Source organism: Limnobacter sp. SAORIC-690, assembly GCF_002954425.1.
Classification (GTDB): domain Bacteria; phylum Pseudomonadota; class Gammaproteobacteria; order Burkholderiales; family Burkholderiaceae_B; genus Limnobacter; species Limnobacter profundi.
This window is the reverse complement of the sequence record NZ_MQVZ01000001.1, coordinates 2,259,934-2,277,440: the sequence shown is the minus strand read 5'-3', so window position 1 is coordinate 2,277,440 and position 17,507 is coordinate 2,259,934. Positions and strand designations below refer to the sequence as shown.

13 protein-coding genes are annotated in these 17,507 nt (G+C 52.0%); 5 read left to right on the top strand and 8 right to left on the bottom strand.

Translation table 11 applies throughout. The features are described from left to right. The first annotated feature begins 8 nt into the window (after nucleotides 1–8). Nucleotides 9–476, top strand: coding sequence for an RDD family protein (locus BSZ31_RS10840; protein ID WP_105028763.1), 468 nt, complete (start codon nucleotides 9–11; stop codon nucleotides 474–476). On the opposite strand, the gene BSZ31_RS10835 is transcribed toward BSZ31_RS10840, so the two are convergent. The 6 genes from BSZ31_RS10835 to BSZ31_RS10810 all read right to left on the bottom strand — a co-directional run bounded on the left by BSZ31_RS10835 (nucleotide 473) and on the right by BSZ31_RS10810 (nucleotide 10,776). After that, nucleotides 473–1,450 carry an aminotransferase class I/II-fold pyridoxal phosphate-dependent enzyme gene (locus BSZ31_RS10835; RefSeq protein WP_168426941.1) on the bottom strand — a complete coding sequence of 326 codons (978 nt, stop codon included), beginning with the start codon at nucleotides 1,448–1,450 and terminating at the stop codon, nucleotides 473–475. The genes BSZ31_RS10840 and BSZ31_RS10835 overlap by 4 nt on opposite strands. Next, entirely contained in the window at nucleotides 1,440–2,906 is a 1,467-nt protein-coding gene (locus BSZ31_RS10830; RefSeq protein ID WP_105028761.1) for a SpoVR family protein, read from the bottom strand. Before BSZ31_RS10830 ends, BSZ31_RS10835 begins: the two co-directional genes overlap by 11 nt. 11 nt (nucleotides 2,907–2,917) lie before the next feature. Beyond that, nucleotides 2,918–4,174 (bottom strand): YeaH/YhbH family protein, encoded by a 1,257-nt coding sequence (locus tag BSZ31_RS10825; protein ID WP_105028760.1) that lies wholly within the window; start codon nucleotides 4,172–4,174, stop codon nucleotides 2,918–2,920. A gap of 27 nt (nucleotides 4,175–4,201) precedes the next feature. Continuing rightward, complete coding sequence (locus BSZ31_RS10820; protein WP_105029842.1) at nucleotides 4,202–6,166, bottom strand: PrkA family serine protein kinase; 1,965 nt, start codon at nucleotides 6,164–6,166, stop codon at nucleotides 4,202–4,204. Nucleotides 6,167–6,365: 199 nt separating this feature from the next. Next, nucleotides 6,366–8,165 (bottom strand): MFS transporter, encoded by a 1,800-nt coding sequence (locus BSZ31_RS10815; protein WP_168426940.1) that lies wholly within the window; start codon nucleotides 8,163–8,165, stop codon nucleotides 6,366–6,368. A 115-nt stretch (nucleotides 8,166–8,280) separates the two neighbouring features. Continuing rightward, on the bottom strand, nucleotides 8,281–10,776 hold the full coding sequence (locus tag BSZ31_RS10810) for an acyl-CoA dehydrogenase (RefSeq protein ID WP_105028758.1): 2,496 nt from the start codon (nucleotides 10,774–10,776) through the stop codon (nucleotides 8,281–8,283). A 386-nt stretch (nucleotides 10,777–11,162) separates the two neighbouring features. Here BSZ31_RS10810 and BSZ31_RS10800 point away from each other — a divergent pair, with 386 nt between their 5' ends. Both BSZ31_RS10800 and BSZ31_RS10795 read left to right on the top strand, forming a co-directional pair. Then, nucleotides 11,163–11,627 carry an SRPBCC family protein gene (locus BSZ31_RS10800; protein ID WP_105028756.1) on the top strand — a complete coding sequence of 155 codons (465 nt, stop codon included), beginning with the start codon at nucleotides 11,163–11,165 and terminating at the stop codon, nucleotides 11,625–11,627. A 53-nt stretch (nucleotides 11,628–11,680) separates the two neighbouring features. Continuing rightward, nucleotides 11,681–12,736 carry a trans-acting enoyl reductase family protein gene (locus BSZ31_RS10795; protein ID WP_168426939.1) on the top strand — a complete coding sequence of 352 codons (1,056 nt, stop codon included), beginning with the start codon at nucleotides 11,681–11,683 and terminating at the stop codon, nucleotides 12,734–12,736. A gap of 73 nt (nucleotides 12,737–12,809) precedes the next feature. Here the strand turns inward: BSZ31_RS10795 and bamE are convergent, their stop codons facing one another. After that, nucleotides 12,810–13,649, bottom strand: a complete 840-nt coding sequence (bamE, locus tag BSZ31_RS10790) for an outer membrane protein assembly factor BamE (RefSeq protein WP_105028754.1) — start codon at nucleotides 13,647–13,649, stop codon at nucleotides 12,810–12,812. Nucleotides 13,650–13,910: 261 nt separating this feature from the next. On the opposite strand from bamE, the gene BSZ31_RS10785 reads away from it, so the two are divergent. After that, on the top strand, nucleotides 13,911–15,053 hold the full coding sequence (locus tag BSZ31_RS10785) for an NAD(P)/FAD-dependent oxidoreductase (protein ID WP_105028753.1): 1,143 nt from the start codon (nucleotides 13,911–13,913) through the stop codon (nucleotides 15,051–15,053). A gap of 38 nt (nucleotides 15,054–15,091) precedes the next feature. Beyond that, nucleotides 15,092–16,753: an energy-dependent translational throttle protein EttA gene (gene ettA, locus BSZ31_RS10780; protein WP_105028752.1), complete on the top strand. Its 1,662-nt coding sequence runs from the start codon at nucleotides 15,092–15,094 to the stop codon at nucleotides 16,751–16,753. A 173-nt stretch (nucleotides 16,754–16,926) separates the two neighbouring features. Here ettA and BSZ31_RS10775 read toward each other — a convergent pair whose 3' ends face one another. Continuing rightward, nucleotides 16,927–17,316, bottom strand: a complete 390-nt coding sequence (locus tag BSZ31_RS10775; RefSeq protein ID WP_146106669.1) for a hypothetical protein — start codon at nucleotides 17,314–17,316, stop codon at nucleotides 16,927–16,929. Between the last annotated feature and the right edge of the window lie 191 nt (nucleotides 17,317–17,507).

Here is a 17,507-nt window from a genome sequence, read left to right as displayed (position 1 = left end):
ATAGCAAAATGGAACGACTACTCGACAACGGGCTTATCAGCCCCAGCAGAAAACGCCGGTTTGCAAGCATGTTGTATGAAAGCATGCTGCTTTTTGGCGTTTTATTCATTGCTGGCTACTTTTTCGACACACTCACTCAAAGCAGACATGCTTTATACCTTCGAGAGGCACGCCAGTGGTGGTTTTTCGCCGTACTGGGGCTGTATTTTGTGTGGTTTTGGCGCCATGGTGGCCAAACCCTTGCCATGAAAACCTGGCACATTCGACTGGTGAAGGAAAACGGAGAGCGTGTTGGGCTGGCACAAGCCATACTGAGATATGTGCTGTGCTGGTTTTTCAATTTGACAGGCATTGCCTTCGTTTATTCGTTTTTTGACAAAAACGGGCAGTTTCCTCAAGACCGCCTGGCGAAAACCCTGCTGGTTTCAACCAAACCACGGGAACGAGGCATTGAAGAAGTGATGCGTCACGACTAATCGCTGAGCGACTTCACCGCATTTTCAAGGCGGGTCCAATCTGCCTCGGATTTCGGTGCACCGCATCGCAAAATGCTGTCTTCAGTCGGATAGGCACGCACCAGAATTCCCACATGTTCCAGGTCGGCAGCCCATTGCTCATTGTTAGGATGGGCAAAACTGATGAAGTAACCGCCTTTGTGAATTTGAATGTGCTCGCCCAATCGAACTCGCCAGATCGATTCGAGCCTAGTACACACCGCATCCAGGCGAATCAGCTGCTCGGCCCTCCAGTCTTCTGCTGCAAAATATTGCAATGCCAACCACCATTGCGGCGAAGAAACGGCTTGTGTACCCACCTCGTTGAGCAATGCTGTACACACAGCCTTGGGGCCGCACACAAATGCCAGGTTTGCCCCAGCCAAGCCTGAGAAAGGCGCCACTGAGCGAAGCACAATGGCCGGCTCGGCTTCGATGAAGGACGCATAGGACTCCTCACCAGTCCAGTCCAGATAGGCTTCATCAAGAATAAGCCAGCCGCCCTGCTCCCGAAGTTTTCGGGCCAGGGGCTTGATTTGCTGGATGCTTATCATCTGGCAGGTAGGGTTGACCGGGCGCCCCAGCACCACCACATCGCACTCGGGAATATCCCCTTCAAGCACAAGATCCACAGGCCAATCGAGTACAACATGGTTGGCCCGGCGAAAGCGTTTGTCCCATTGATCAAAACTGGGCTCGGCCAGCACCACCCGCATTGACCCGTACCAGGTTTGAAACAAACGTGCCAGCGCCGAGATACCGCTTTCTATGCCGGTTACCGCCAACACAGATTCGCACTCGAAAAAACGGGCGGCTTCAAGATGGAAACGAGAGCGCAACAAGTCGGGGCTGGCCCACACCGAAGCAGGCATGTCAGGCAATTTCAACTCAAAAGGGGCAACCGAGCCGGACAGGTCTAGTTTGGCCTGCTGCCGGACGTGAGTTTCAATGCGCATCCGATGTTTCCAGGTGCACCGGGAAACCCCACAAACGCTCAACCTGAGCAAGTGTTTTCTCGGCTTCATCCGCATTCAGTGGCCTTCCACGACGGCTCATGTGCGTAAGTGTAAGGGATCGATCTGTCATGCGGGCATAGGAAGTCACTTGAATATCGGGCACCATGCTTTCCCGGGAGTACTGATTTGCCAACAGGGTGCGGATTCGCTTGTAACCCTCGTCGTTGTGAATGGCATCGATAAACAGTTCGCTTTCAGTTTTGTGATCTGCGATTGCAAACAAACGGAAGTCTCGAATGACCTTGGGGGACAAAAACTGGCGGATGAATGATTCATCCTTGAAATTGCGCATGGCAAAATCAACAGCTTTCAACCAATTGCCACTACCCGCAATTTCAGGAAACCAGCGTTTGTCCTCTTCTGTGGGCTTTTCACACATGCGACGAATATCGCTGAAAATGGCAAAACCGAGGGCGTAGGGGTTCAAGGCCCTAAAGCGTCCGTCGCGCGAATCGGGCTGAAAAACCACATTGGTGTGAGACGTCAGGAATTCGAGCATGAATCCATCGGACACAAGTTTCTCGTCGTACAGGGTATTGAGCAAGGTGTAATGCCAAAAGCTGGCCCAACCTTCGTTCATCACCTTGGTTTGACCCTGCGGATAAAAGTACTGGGACATTTTGCGAACAATGCGTACCAGTTCGCGTTCCCAGTCGCGCAGTTTGGGCGCTTCTTTCTCGACAAAGTACAAAATGTTTTCGACGGGCTCACGGGGGTAGTTGTCTTGCCGGCGCTCAATTTGAGCCGCCTCGACTGGCGACACCTTGGCCATTATTTCATCGTACTGACGGCGCTTTTCCTCGGCCAGGTCATCGCGCTTCACTTTCAGTGATGCTTCGGATTCAAAACGTCGTTTGTAACGATCGACCCCAAAATGCTGTATGGCATGCGCAGCGTCAAGCACTTCCTCAACTGCATCGATACCATACTTTTCTTCGCACTCCATGACGTACTTCTTGGCGAACACCAGGTAATCGATGATTGCATCGGCCTGGGTCCACTGCCGAAACAGGTAGTTGCCCTTAAAAAAGGAATTGTGTCCGTAACAGGCGTGAGCGATCACCAGCGTCTGCATGGTCATGGTGTTCTCTTCCATGAGGTAAGAAATGCAGGGGTTGGAATTGATCACCACCTCGTAGGCAAGGTTTTGCTGCCCGGTTTCGTACAAATGCTCGTTAACCGAAAAGGATTTGCCGTAGCTCCAGTGTGGATACATCACGGGCATGGCACCGCTGGAATACGCATCCAGCATTTGCTCGGCACTGATCACTTCAATTTGATTGGGAAAGGTGTCGAGTTTGTATTTGTTGGCTGCAATGTCGTGAAGCTGCGTGTCAATGTCACGCAGCAGATCAAATGTCCACTCATTGCCGGCCAGGTCAAGTTGCTGGGCCATTGTTGCTACTCCTAACGCCCAAAGGCGACTTCTTTCTTTTCAAACAAGCCACGAAAAACGGGGTAAATGTCGCGGCGGTTGAACAGCTTGCGCATGGCAAAGTGCCCTGCAAAACTGTCTTCCAGCCGTTCAAAACTTTCCCACAAATCAGACGCGCGAGCCATGCCGAACATGGGTGTGGGCATGGTTTCCACGTAAGCGTAGTAGCGCACATGCGGCATGATTTTGGAAGAGAGATACTCCGCGCTGGCCCGCGCATCACGCGAGGTTGCATCGCCATCCGAGGCTTGCGCCACGTAAACATTCCAAGCGCTGCCTGGATAGCGGGTCTCGATGATGTGGTGCATCAATTCCATGGCGGGCATGATTTCCGTGCCACCACTTTTTTTGCCATAGAAGAAGTCTTCCTCGCTGACCTCCTCCGCTTCATCGGTGTGACGAATGAAAACCAGCTTCACTTCCTCGTACTTGCGAGTGAGGAACAGGTAAAGCAGTGTGTAAAACCGTTTGGCCAGGTCTTTCTTGGCCTCATCCATTGAAGCAGAAACGTCCATCAGGCAGAAAATCACTGCGTTGGTGGAGGGCTCGGGGTAGGTTACGCGATTGCGATAGCGCAGGTCGACCTCGTCAAGAAAAGGCACATAGGGCTTCTTCTTCACATCCTCGAGAAGATCAAGCTGGCCTTTCTCGTCTTCGTCATCGTCCTCATCATCGCCCCTGGGCTCGAGCGCGACGCGACGCATGAGCGAGGCCTTCATGGTCCGAAGCACGGAAAGCGAAGTGGGTGCACCCGTGCGGGAGTAACCCGCATTTCGGCTTTTCATGCGCTTAACCGATGAAATTTCCCGCTTCAGGAGTTCTGGCAACTCAAGATCGTCAAAATACAGGTTCAGGAACTCTTCGCGCGACAACACAAAGGTGAATCCGTCCTCTCCCTCGCCTTTGCCTGGTTTGCCGCCACCCTGCCCTTCGCCACCGCCGCTGGGTCGTGGAATGCGGTCGCCAGGTACGAAATCGCGGTTACCAGGAACCACATGCTCTACATCGCCACCCTGGCCAAAAATGAAGGTCGGCTCGGATACTTCGCGGGTGGGAATTCGCACTTTCACGCGCCCATCGCCGCTGACATCAGAAATTGACGACTCACCAGCCACATCCGCGACCGCTTTTTTCAATTGCGTTTTGTAACGCCGAATAAAGCGCTCGCGGTTGGGCAAGCTTCTGTTTTTGCCGTTGAGCCTGCGATCAATAATGGTTGAATCGCCCATGGCAAACTCCCTATGCGTTTTGCGTGATCAAGACGCCTTTTTCACGCGCAAATGCCATTCCACCAACAAACGAACCTGTTTTTCGGTGTAGCCCTTGGCCACCATGCGATCCACAAAGTTCTCGTGCTTTTCCTGGCTTTCTTTCGAGCCTTTGTGGTCGAAAGAAATGACAGGCAGCAGGTCTTCGGTTTTCGAGAACATGCTGCGCTCAATCACTTCGCGTAATTTCTCGTAACTGGTCCACGCTGGCATGGTGCCGGAATTGCTGGCCTGAGCCCGCAACACAAAATTCACGACTTCGTTTCGGAAGTCTTTGGGGTTGGCAATACCCGCAGGCTTTTCAATGCGAACCAATTCATCGTTCAGCGAGTCGCGATCAAAAATTTGCCCAGTGGCCGGGTCGCGGAACTCCTCGTTCTGAATCCACTTGTCGGCAAACTGTATGTAACGCTCGAACAGGTTTTGTCCATACTCGCTGTAGCTTTCCAGGTAAGCCGTTTGGATTTCCTTGGCCACGAATTCAGCGTACTTGGGAGTCAGGTAGCTCTTGATGAAATCAAGGTACTTGCGGGTTTGCTCCTCGGGCAAGTTGTCTTTAATCACCTGTTGCTCAAGCACGTACAACAAATGCACTGGGTTGGCTGCCACTTCATGGTGGTCGAAGTTGAACACTTTGGACAACACTTTGTAAGCCCAGCGGGTGGAAGAACCGTTCATGCCTTCATCGGGCCCGGATTGGTCGCGGTACTCCTGTATCGGCTTGGCATGCGGGTCAACGTCTTTCAGGTTTTCACCGTCGTACACACGCATTTTGCTAAACAGATTGCTGTTTGCAGGTTCTTTCAAGCGCGTCAGCACGCTGAACTGCGCCATCATGTTCAGGGTTCCGGGCGCGCATGGTGCTTTGTTCAGCGAAGAATGCTCGAGCAGCTTCTCGTAGATTTTCACCTCTTCGGACACGCGCAGGCAGTAGGGCACCTTTACGATGTATACCCGGTCCAGAAACGCTTCATTGGTTTTGTTGTTGCGGAACTGTTGCCATTCCGACTCGTTGCTGTGGGCCAAAATAATGCCGTCAAAAGGAATCGAACCGAAACCTTCCGTGCCCTTGAAGTTGCGTTCTTGCGTGGCTGTAAGCAAGGGGTGCAGCATTTTGATAGGTGCCTTGAACATTTCCACGAATTCAAGCAAACCCTGGTTGGCCAGGCACAGGCCACCACTGAAGCTGTAGGCATCGGGATCGTCCTGGCTGAACTGGTTCAGCATGCGAATGTCGACCTTGCCCACCAGTGCTGAAATATCCTGATTGTTTTCGTCGCCAGGTTCAGTTTTGGCGATCGCAATTTGATTCAAGGTGGAAGGCATTAAACGAACCACCCGGAATTTGCGCAGATCACCGCCAAATTCAGCCAGGCGCTTGGTGGCCCAAGGGCTGGCAATTCCGGTCAAGTAACGGCGAGGAATGCCGTATTTGTCTTCAAGCGAGGCACCAAACTGGGTCGGGTCGAACAAACCCAATGGGGATTCGTTAATTGGCGAGCCTTTCAAGGCGTAGATGGGTTGCTGCTCCATCAAGGCTTTCAAACGTTCGGCCAGTGAAGACTTGGCACTGCCCACAGGGCCTAGCAGGTAAAGCACCTGCTTGCGCTCTTCAAGACCCTGGGCGGCATGGCGGAAATAGGCGACGATGTTTTCAATCACCTCCTCCATGCCGTAGAACTCTTTGAACGACGGATAACGGCGCACCACCCGGTTGGCGAAAATACGAGACAAACGGGGATCGTGCCGGGTGTTGATGACTTCGGGTTCGCCAATGGCATGAAGCATGCGCTCAGCCGCGCTGGCGTATGTGAGGGGGTCGGCTTTGCACAGGTCGAGGTATTCTTCGAGGCTCATCTCGGTTTGCTGCAAAGCTGCAAAACGAGACTGAAACTGACCGAAAATGTCAGAATCGCTGGAATTCAAATCACGCGGTTCAAGCTCTGTGTTCATGATGTCCTCCTGCACAACGCTTCTTTGCCTTTTGCTTCGGCCGTGAACCTATTTCGCGCCCAAAGCATTCACTTTCATCTCTCGAAAAAGTTGCAAAAAACAGGCCAGCTTGTTTGTTTACATTTTTGTGCTGTTTTGGTGCTTGCAACACTTTCTAGTTAACTTTGCTGTTACCACTATCTCCCTATCTAGTGGGGTATCAAACCCCTGAAGCGGTTAGAGCCTCTCTTTTGTTTAGACGCCAGACTGTTTGAGAAATTGCACTTTTTTGAACTTTTTGTTGTACCTGCTCTTCCATAAACTCCAGCACATTCATGACCACGCCCTTTTTGGCCAACACGCCGGGCATGTCATCAAGTCGGTACTGTTTGCGCAGCAGTTCAAACATGGGTTTGTCGATGGCGATCGACCTGCCCTGTTGAATATGTGACGCGATCGCCTTGATTAATTCCTTTTGAGTATCAATTTCAGAGAGTTTGCTGAACTCGAGTACGAAGCCGTGTTTGCGCAAACGATTCACAAACCTGGATTGTTTTAACCGCCCGGAAAGCACCACTGTCATTTCGATGGGCAAACCCGCCATACGCTGCAAATAATTCTCATGAAGCAAAGTTGGGAACACAATAAGGTTGCCACCCGAATCGCCCAGATGATCCATGTTTTCAATACGTGGCAACTGTTTGCCTGGCACCTTCAACAGCAGTTGAGCACGCAGCGCCACATAAGGCTGCTTGAACAACCACAGGCCCAAAACCACCACATTGATGGCAGTGACTGCGGTGAACACCCAGAGCACCTCGCCTTTCATGGCCAGCAAAATAGCGATGGCGAACCCGGCGGAAACCACCATGAAAAAAGAATTGATGATGTTGTTGGCCGACACCACCCGCGAGCGGCTTTCCCTGGGCGCAAAAGCTTGCATGGTGGCGTACAGGGGAACGCTGTACAAACCCACGCCAACACTAATCAGTACAAAAAGTCCGAGCACGGCCAGGTTGTTCAGTTGGCTAAAAAATTCGACCACAGTTTGTTGATCCGGATTGGTTTGATAGGCCACCAACACACCATGCAGCAATACCCCGGCCAGAATCATCACGACCAAGCCCCACAATACCAAACCCATTTCGATGCGCTTTCGCGACCATTTTTCGCACAAAAATGCGCCAATACCCAACCCAACGGTAAACGCGAAAAGCAGAACAGTGGCCACACCCGAGCTGGCATTGAGCAGGGTTTTCGACAAGAGCGGGAACTGGGTTAAATAGGTTGCCCCCACAAACCACAGCCAGGAAATTCCCAACAAGGCGGGCCATACTTTGGGCAAATTGGTTGCGAAACTGACATTGCGCCACGTTTCCGTGAACAAGTTCCAATTCACCTTCAAATCAGGTGAATGCGATGGCGTCAAAGGCATGCGCTGCGCTTGGTATACGCCCAACAGGGCCACCAGAAAACCAAATCCGCACACGATGTAGACAGCGACATCACCGGCCTCCTGACTCATCAAACTACCGGCGGCAATTGTGCCCAGCAAAATGGCCATGAAGGTTGCAGACTCGACCAAGGCATTGCCCATGACCAGCTCGCTCGACTTGAGTTGTTCAGGCAAATAGGCATATTTTGCAGGGCCAAAAAATGCGGATTGCGTGCCCAGCAAAAATACGCCAAGTATGAGCAGTTCAACGGAATTCAACAAAAAGCCAGCGGCGGTGATCAATACAATCGGGGGCTCAAGCCACTTGGCCAATCGCATCACTTTGGTTTTGTCGAATTTGTCGGCAAGTTGCCCGCTGGTGGCGGAGAAAATAACGAAGGGGAGGATGAACAGTGCCGCAATCAGATTGATGAGCAAACCAGGGGAAAAGCTGCCGCGAAGCGCATCGTTGTAAGTGACTGCAAGCGTAACCGCGAATTTCAAAAGGTTGTCGTTGAACGCGCCGAGAAACTGCGTCCAGAAGAATGCACCAAAACGATTGTCACGAATCAATTCAATTGCCATGCATTCAGCATAGCGCAAAAAATTCTGAACGAGTAACAAAAAAGGCCCCGCTTTCGCGAGGCCTTTCGATGTTTTCGCTACAACAAAATGTTGCCGAAAAACTTGCCCTTTAAAATCAAGCAGCTGCCTTGTACTCCGTGACTGGCTTGGCTTCAATGATCTCGTCGGGAATTTGACCATTGGTGCGTAAGTAGTCTTTGCTGAAGTCGTCGGTTAGGATCGCATCGAAACGAATTGGTTCGTACTCGCGAATGCCTTGGGCCAAATCGGGGCTGATCAGGTTTTTGGCCACAGCGTCTTTCAACTGGGCTTCCAGACCTTCTCCGACAACCTTGCCTGAAGACACTGCTTTCAGGAAGTTGCTGTAACCAGGTTCGATCGACAACAGTTTGTCGGCTGCTTCCAGAATGCGGCCAGTTGGGTCGGACAAACCTTCACCCACAAACACTTTGTCGAGCAGGCGATTTGCGAAAGCATTGCGAGTCATCAGGAGTTCTGCCACTTCGGCGTTCACCTTGTCGCTTGGGCCTTTGGTTTTGCCCATGCCCAATGGGTAGGCCACGAAGTTCAGCAGTTTGCCAACAGCCTTGTTGGGGAAGTTGCGGTTGAACTCGGTGAAAGCCTTGTCGATTTCGAACAATGAATCTTCAATCGCCCATTGTGCGTGGGGCAATTCATCCGCCAAACGACCATTGGTTTCAAAGTACTTCAGCACGGCTGTGGCCATGTACAGATGGCTGAGCACGTCACCCAAACGGGCCGACAAACGCTCGCGGCGCTTCAGTTCACCACCCAATACACCCATGGCCACGTCGGCTGTGAATGCCAGGGCAGCAGAACGGCGCTCAATGGCTTTTGCATAATCAGCCATTGGGCCGCTCACGGGGCTTTTCGCCAAACGGTTGCCGGTCAGGCCCAACACCAGAGCACGCATGGCACGGTTGAAAATGTGACCCAAGTGACCAAAGAAAGCGGTGTCGAAATCACGCAGACCCTCTTCTTTGTTGGGGTTTTGGGCTGCCTGCATTTCTTTCAGCACCCAAGGATGACAACGGATTGCACCCTGACCAAATACGATCAGGTTACGCGTCATGATGTTCGCGCCTTCAACGGTAATGGCAACTGGCATGGCTTGGTAAGCCTGACCCAGGTAGTTGCGTGGGCCAAGAATTACCGTACGACCACCATGAACGTCCATAGAGCGCAGAATAATTTCACGCATCATTTCGGTCATGTGGTACTTCATCATGGCGGTGACCACAGATGGTGCACATTCGGCACAAGCTGTTGCTGTCAACACGCGTGAGGCTTCCAGTTTGTAAGTGAGACCACCGATTTTGCCGGTTGCTTCCTGAACGCCTTCAAAACGACCAATCGGCATCTTGAACTGGCGACGAATTCGGGCGTAGGCGCCAGTGGCCAGGTACATGCCCCAGCCTGAAGCTGCCGACAGGGCTGGCAATGAAATACCACGGCCTGCTGACAAACATTCAACCAGCATTCTCCAACCCTTGCCGGCCATTTCACGGCCACCAATGATGGAAGTCAGCGGAATGTAAACGTCGTTACCGATGATGGGGCCGTTCATGAACACCGCGCCAGGGAAGTGGCGGCGGCCAATTTGAACGTTGGGTGTATTGGCCGGCAGCAAGGCGCAGGTAATACCGTAGTCGACCTTGTTTTTGTCGCCCAACAAACCTTCTGGATCTTTCAGCTTGAATGCCAAACCAACCACAGTGGCCACAGGTGCCAAGGTGATATAGCGCTTGCTGAAGTTCAGTACGATGCCCAATTCTTCTTTCCCGTTCACCACGCGCTTCACAACCACGCCAGTGTCAGGAATCGCAGAGGCATCCGAACCCACTTCAGGGCCGGTCAGGCCAAAACATGGAATTTCACGACCGTCTACCAAGCGCGGCAGCCAGTAGTCTTTCTGTTCTTGCGTGCCATAGTGCATGATCAACTCGCCTGGGCCCAAGGAGTTGGGAACCATCACGGTGACAGATGCTGTCAATGAACGGGTTGCAATTTTCGCGACCACGCAGCTTTGTGCGTAGGGAGAGAAACCCAAACCGCCGTGTTCTTTGGCGATCAACATGGCGAAGAATTTCTTCTTGCCCATGAAATCCCACACTTCTTGCGGCAGGTCTTTCAGCTCGAAAGTGATCTTCCAGTCGTCGAGCATTTTGCAAAGCTCTTCAGTCTCGTTGTCGAGATAAGACTTCTCATCTGCGGTGAGCTCGGTGTACTTCACGTTCATCAGCTTGGACCAGTCTGGCTTACCACCGAACATTTCGGCTTCCCACCAGGTGTCGCCAGCCTCGAGGGCGTCCTTTTCCGTCGGGCTCATGGCTGGCAGGGCCTTGCTGAAGGCCTTGAAAATTGGCGCTGTCAACACACCACGGCGCAGGCTCGGCACGTTGAGAACTACGGCGATCGGCAGGTAAATTGCGGCAAACACAATGAGACCCAACTCACCCAAGCCACCCAGAGCATAGAAGCCCAAAGCGGATGCGCCAATGGCAGCGGTGAAGGTCAGCAGGTTTGCACCGCTGTAGACGAGGCCGATCAGCACAACTGCTGAGAAAACGGCAAAAAGTGAATTTGACATGTTTATACCCCTTGAATGTCATCAAAGTTACTTCTAAGTTACTTAGGCGTAACATGCGCTTTCAGTGAACAACTGTCAACCTCATTGCACCAAAAAACAGCGACTTTTCTAGAGCCTCCGTTCGAAAAAATCCAATGATTTACATTGCACCGCAACATGTATTCACAACAAAACAGGCAAGAAGCAATGCACACAACGATTTAAAGGAAGCAATGATTAAGTGCGGCGCAACACGGCTGTTTTTAGTTGAACCCGGTATTTCACGAGATTTCACAAGCCCCCAATCAAGCGCCACCCAGTTGCCTCATCGGGCTAACAAGCGCGCCAATTAACCGATACACTTCACCCCATGCAGTACAACATCCACAATAAAAAGCGAGGGACATATGGCAGTTAACGTGAATGTGAAAATCGAAAAGTCGTTCAAAGTGGCCTGCAGTGCCAAGAAAGCATTTGACCAGTTGGCTGATGTTGCCGACACCGTGGCCCTGTTTCCCAAGCTGGACAAAATTGTTGACCTGGGCGATGCAGTGTGGCGTTGGGAAATGGCCAAGATTGGCGCGGCAGGTATTTCCCATCAGGTGAAGTACGCGGTGAAGTACAGCAACGATGGCAAATCGAAGATTGACTGGAACCCCGTTCCGGGCGAAGGCAATGCCACTGTGGCTGGCGGTTGGGTGATTAAGGAAGACAGCCCCAAGGCATGTACAATCTCGTTCCGCTCAACCGGCGAGTTCGAAATGCCGGTGCCCCGCCTGATGAAGGGGATTGCGGAGGGTATCGTGAAATCTGAGTTCGACGCGCAGGTTGGAACGTTTCTCGACCGCGTGAAAGCCAAACTGGAATCTTGAACAAAACAACAAGGGAGCCCGATTAAGGGCTCCAAAGCGCTTTAGGAGACGCAATGCCCTGGATGATTTACGGTGCCAATGGTTACACCGGTGAAATGATTGCGCGTGAAGCGGCCAAACGCGGCATGCGCCCCATTCTGGCTGGCCGCAATGAAGCGGCAGTGACCGCCTTGGCCAACAAACTAAGCTTGCCAAGTCGTGTCTTCTCGTTGAGTGATGAGGCCGCAGTGCTTGAAGGATTGAATGAAGTTGACCTGGTTTTGCATTGCGCAGGCCCCTTTTCAGAAACAGCCGAGCCGATGATGATGGCTTGTCTGCAAACCAAAACCCACTACCTCGACATTACCGGTGAAATTTCAGTGTTCGAGCTTGCCCAGTCACTGAGCGGCAAGGCACGCAAACAAAAAATTGTGCTGTGTCCGGGTGTTGGCTTCGATGTGATTCCAACCGATTGCGTGGCTGCCCGTCTGCACGAGTTGTTGCCTGATGCCACACACCTGGCGCTTGGTTTTGATTCCCGCAGTGGATTGTCAGCAGGCACTGCGAAAACCACCGTCGAGGCCATGAAGCTGGGCGGCCGCATTCGTGAAGAGGGTGAAATCAAGGCAGTGGGCTTGGGCTACAGCACTCGCGAAATCAATTTTGGCAACGGCACCAAGTTTGCGGTCACGATTCCCTGGGGCGACGTGTCTACTGCATTCCACAGCACCGGCATTCGCAATATTGAGGTATACATTCCTTCCTCACCGAAATCGGTGCGGATGATGCGTGCTGCAAACCTGGCCCGCCCTATTCTGGGCATGTCTCTGGTTCAGGGAATTCTGAAAAAACAGGCTGCGAAAGTAGAAGGTCCCAACGAAGAACAACGCGCCAAAATGCCTGCGTATGTGTGGGGCGAGGCCACGAATGCCGAAGGTAAAAAGGTGGTTGCTCGGGTAAAAACTGCCAATGGATATTCTTTGACCGTGATGGGATCGCTGGCAGTGGCCAGCTTCATCTTGATGGAAAAGAATGTTGCTGGCGGTGCCTACACACCATCGAAGCTGATGGGCAGCGATTTGGTCGAACGTTTGGATGGTTGCGGAAAAATCCAGATTTTCGAACAGTAACTTTTTCTAGCAGATTCAATAAATAAACCCCTTACTGCTTAATGCAGCAAGGGGTTTTTCTTTGGTTCAATAATTACTTCTGAAACTCTTCGCGTTGAATTTTCCAGGTGCCACTGGCTTTGGACAGAGTCAAAACTTTAATGCCTGAGTCGTTGTAACGATTTGATGAATAGTCTTGCTTGAACTTGACAGTGGCCAAGGCCTCGGACTGTACGTCAATTTGCACATCGGACACGCTGACAGAAATTGTTTCTTTGTCAGACAAGCGTGCGCGACGCTGACCTTCCCAAGCGGCGCGAGATTTCTTTCCATGCTCAAAAGTGCTGGCATAAAAACCGAGATACCCGTTTGCATCTTTAGACGACCAAGCAGCAGCCCAGTTGCTCAACATGTCGTTAATGGCAGCCGCATCGCCCACATCAGCGCCAACAGCCAAACTGGGTTCTGGGGCCATCACCTCGCCAGCGCTGGCTTCTGGTGCGGCAACAGCAGACGCATCAACTACCGGCGCCTCGGCAGGAGCTTCAGCCACAGGTGCGGGCGGTGGCGTCAATGGCGCCAAACGCACCACTTTTTGATCTTTGAAGTAAACGGCATAGGGCACAAATTCTTCGCTGGCTCCCTGACCTTTTTTCAACACATAGTCCCAACGATCGTCTTGATCTTTCGCGCTCAACATGGGCATGCCCAATCGGTTTTGGACCTGAAGCGGCGACATGCCCAGCTTGATGCGGGCCAGATCGATATTGGTGATGAAATCACGCGGACCCACATGCTCGAAATCAGAATCGAGGTACTCGGGAATGTCTTTGATGCCTGTGATTGATCCGCAAGCGGCCAAAACAGTCACTGACAAAGCCAAGGCCGCGGTTTTGATAAAACGAGAAGTGCCGATGCGATCAAATGTACTCAAAGTTGTCTCCCTTTGATGTGTATTGTGTAGAAGTCGTTTGATAATAAAGGAATGTAGCAAGCCTACCTGAGAATATGGCCTGAAAATCGAATGTCTACGCGCATCTTAACCAATGCCACTCTGTTTGGTAAACAGCCGTATACATTTGGATTCCGCTTACAATGCCAATACTCAACGTTTACGATAGCGATTCGTGATTAATAAGCTTCAATTATAGAAATTGACTATTGAAACTCACGTGCAACACACAGGATTAACACTATGAACACCACCATCATTGGCAGCGGCGTGGCCGCCTGGACCTTGGTTCGAGAACTTCGCAAAGCCGACCCTGAGGCGGAGATTCGGCTGATCACCGCAGACAGCGGTGACTTCTACTCCAAGCCCATGTTGAGCAATGCGCTGGCCAGTGGCAAAACAGCCGAGAGCCTGGTGATGACACCTGCTGCAAAATTTGCCGAACAACAGAAAGTTGAACTGGTGCCCAACGCCACCGTGAGCGCGGTGGATGCTGAATCGCGCAGACTGACAAGCAGCGCAGGCGAGTTCAGCTACGACAACTTGGTATTGGCTCTGGGTGCCGACACCATCAAACTTCCGATTGAAGGCGATGGCGCAAGCGACGTAATCAGCGTGAATGACTTGAATGATTATGCAGAATTTCGAAAACTGCTGGATGGCAAGAAAGAAGTGGCCGTGTTGGGTGCAGGCTTGATCGGTTGCGAATTTGCCAACGATTTGCTGAAGGCGGATATCCACACCACGGTGTTTGACTTGGCTGACCGGCCCTTGGCCCGCCTGCTGCCTGAACAAGCCAGTACCTTCATGCAAAACAAACTGGCCGAGAAAGGTGTGAGCTGGAAACTGGGGCGTACTGTAAACAGCATTGTGAAGAGCGGGGCTGGCTACACACTGACTGATTCCACTGGCGAAACAACCCAAGCTGATTTGGTGTTGTCTGCCGTCGGTTTGAAGCCACGCACTGCACTGGCCGAAAATGCGGGCATTACAGTGGCGCGCGGCATCGTGGTGAACAACCTTGGACAGACCAGCAACAAAAACATTTATGCCTTGGGTGATTGCGCCGAATACCTGGGCAAGTTTGTGCTGCCGTACATTATGCCCGTGATGCAAGCTGCGCGCGCCATGGCGCAAACACTGGCTGGCAAACCCACTGAAATCAAATTCCCTGCAATGCCGGTGAGCATTAAAACGCCCGATTGCCCTGCGGTAGTTAACCCACCCCTGCCTGAACATGTTGGTGAATGGGAAATAACAGCCGACGAGAACGGTGTGAAAGCATTGTTCAAAAACAAGGACGGTGCACTGCTGGGCATGGCATTGCTGGGTGAGGCCAGCAAAGAACGCCAAGCTTTAACCCCCCAACTGCCTGCGATGATTTAAAATTGCGGCAACGTTAAACCTATTGAATTGGAAACCGAATGGCCCAGTACGTCTACAGCATGAACCGCGTGGGGAAAATTGTTCCCCCCAAGCGCCAGATTTTGAAAAACATTTCGCTGAGTTTTTTCCCCGGCGCGAAAATTGGTGTGCTGGGCTTGAACGGCTCCGGCAAATCCACCCTGCTGAAAATTATGGCTGGTGTGGACAAAGACATTGAAGGCGAAGCAGTGCCCATGCCCAATTTGAATATTGGGTATTTGAGCCAGGAACCCGAACTGAACCCCGAGCACACGGTGCGCCAGGCCGTTGAAGAAGGTTTGGGTGAACTGGGCATGGCCCAGCAAAAGCTGGAGGAAATTTACGCCGCCTACGCCGACCCTGAAGCGGACTTTGACAAACTGGCTGAAGAACAAGCCAAGTGGGAAGCAGTGATTGCAGCTGCGGGCAACGACGCTGAACACCTGATGGAAATTGCAGCTGATTCACTGCGCCTTCCACCTTGGGAAGCCAGTGTGGCCACGCTTTCCGGTGGTGAGAAACGCCGTGTGGCATTGTGCCGCCTGTTGATGAGCAAACCCGACATGTTGCTGCTCGATGAGCCTACCAACCACCTGGATGCTGAATCGGTGCACTGGCTTGAGCAGTTCCTGCACAAGTTTCCAGGTACTGTGGTGGCCGTAACCCACGACCGCTACTTTTTGGACAATGCCGCCGAATGGATTTTGGAACTGGACCGCGGATCTGGCATTCCATGGAAAGGCAATTACAGTTCCTGGCTGGACCAGAAACAAGATCGCTTAAAGCAGGAAGAAAGCAGCGAAAGCGCACGCCAGAAAGCCTTGAAAAAAGAACTGGAATGGGTTCGCCAAAACCCCAAAGGACGACAGGCGAAATCCAAAGCGCGTATTGCACGCTTTGAAGAATTGTCTAGCCACGAATACCAGAAGCGCAACGAGACACAGGAAATTTTTATTCCCGTGGCCGAGCGCTTGGGCAATGAGGTGATCGAGTTTGAAAATGTAAGCAAAGCCTTCGGCGACCGCTTGCTGATTGACAACCTCAGCTTCAAGATTCCACCTGGTGCAATTGTGGGTGTAATCGGCCCCAACGGTGCGGGTAAATCAACCCTGTTCAAAATGATTGCGGGCAAAGAAGAGCCCACCAGTGGTTCAATCAAAGTTGGCTCAACTGTGCGCATGGCTGTTGTGGACCAGGCCCGCGATTCACTGCCCAACGACAAAACAGTGTTCGATGGCGTGGCCGATGGTGCCGACATTCTGACCGTGGGCAAGTTCGAAATGCCTTCACGCGCTTACTTGGGTCGCTTCAACTTCAAGGGTGGCGACCAGCAAAAGCTGATTGGCAATTTGTCCGGTGGTGAGCGTGGTCGCTTGCATTTGGCCAAAACCCTGATTTCCGGCGGCAACGTGTTGCTGCTGGACGAACCATCCAACGACCTGGACGTGGAAACACTGCGCTCGCTGGAAGACGCGCTGCTGGAATTTGCGGGCACTGTGCTGGTGACATCTCACGACCGTTGGTTCCTGGACCGTATTGCCACCCACATTCTTTCCTGTGAAGGTGATTCGCAGTGGGTGTTTTTTGATGGCAACTTCCAGGAATACGAAGCTGACAAAATCAAGCGACTGGGTGAAGAAGGTGCGCGGCCGAAGCGAGTGCGTTACAAGCCTTTGAAGTGAGAGTTTTTGGGTTGATGTAAAAAACCGAACTTTGGGTGAACCGGGTTCGGTTTTTTATTGGTGGGGGGTGATTGTGCTTAGTGTTGAGGAAACGTTGGAGGTAAGGGGCTGCGGCGCAAAAGCGACTGCCCTGAGAAGCTACGCCGGTTCCGCAGTCCCGCTTGACCGAAAGGTTAGAGCGCAACGCCGGCCTCCGGTATGGTGTAAAGCAGCTTATCCAAAACAACACCACTTGGCATAGGACCAAAGTTGGAAAGGCCATAGTGAATGTCGATACCGGATAGACATCCTTGTCCATCAACGAAGAATACGACGTCAATCGGTTCTTCCAAGCCTGCAGAAAAAGCTGCTTCGAAGAAAGAGCCAGACTGCCCCGAGGAGCAAAGAGGTTCCAATCCACAAGCCTCCTTAACGGAGCACTCGAAAGAGTTACAGCCACAGTCACAAAGCCTGGTTATTTCCGCACATGCGAAATGTACTTTGAGCTTTGCAGCAAATGGAATTTCTGGCCGAGAAGCCAAAACATCAATCCATGCCGCAACGATTGCGTTTGAATTTGTCATACGCTCTAACGATTAAGCTAAGGGGCCGGCTTTAGCCGGTCCTAGCGAACGAAGTGAGCGATTTGAGCGATTTGAGCGATTTGAGCGATTTGAGCGATTTGAGCGATTTGAGCGATTTGAGCGATTTGAGCGATTTGAGCGATTTGAGCGATTTGAGCGATTTGAGCGATTTGAGCGATTTGAGCGCATTG

What these genes read in the sequence shown, in the direction of transcription:
- BSZ31_RS10825 (WP_105028760.1), bottom strand. Translation starts at nt 4,174, where the DNA reads ATGGGCGATTCAACCATTATTGATCGCAGGCTCAACGGCAAAAACAGA.
- BSZ31_RS10830 (WP_105028761.1), bottom strand. Translation starts at nt 2,906, where the DNA reads ATGGCCCAGCAACTTGACCTGGCCGGCAATGAGTGGACATTTGATCTG.
- BSZ31_RS10800 (WP_105028756.1), top strand. Translation starts at nt 11,163, where the DNA reads ATGGCAGTTAACGTGAATGTGAAAATCGAAAAGTCGTTCAAAGTGGCC.
- BSZ31_RS10835 (WP_168426941.1), bottom strand. Translation starts at nt 1,450, where the DNA reads ATGCGCATTGAAACTCACGTCCGGCAGCAGGCCAAACTAGACCTGTCC.
- BSZ31_RS10775 (WP_146106669.1), bottom strand. Translation starts at nt 17,316, where the DNA reads ATGACAAATTCAAACGCAATCGTTGCGGCATGGATTGATGTTTTGGCT.
- BSZ31_RS10785 (WP_105028753.1), top strand. Translation starts at nt 13,911, where the DNA reads ATGAACACCACCATCATTGGCAGCGGCGTGGCCGCCTGGACCTTGGTT.
- ettA (WP_105028752.1), top strand. Translation starts at nt 15,092, where the DNA reads ATGGCCCAGTACGTCTACAGCATGAACCGCGTGGGGAAAATTGTTCCC.
- BSZ31_RS10815 (WP_168426940.1), bottom strand. Translation starts at nt 8,165, where the DNA reads ATGGCAATTGAATTGATTCGTGACAATCGTTTTGGTGCATTCTTCTGG.
- BSZ31_RS10810 (WP_105028758.1), bottom strand. Translation starts at nt 10,776, where the DNA reads ATGTCAAATTCACTTTTTGCCGTTTTCTCAGCAGTTGTGCTGATCGGC.
- BSZ31_RS10820 (WP_105029842.1), bottom strand. Translation starts at nt 6,166, where the DNA reads ATGAACACAGAGCTTGAACCGCGTGATTTGAATTCCAGCGATTCTGAC.
- BSZ31_RS10840 (WP_105028763.1), top strand. Translation starts at nt 9, where the DNA reads ATGGAACGACTACTCGACAACGGGCTTATCAGCCCCAGCAGAAAACGC.
- BSZ31_RS10795 (WP_168426939.1), top strand. Translation starts at nt 11,681, where the DNA reads ATGCCCTGGATGATTTACGGTGCCAATGGTTACACCGGTGAAATGATT.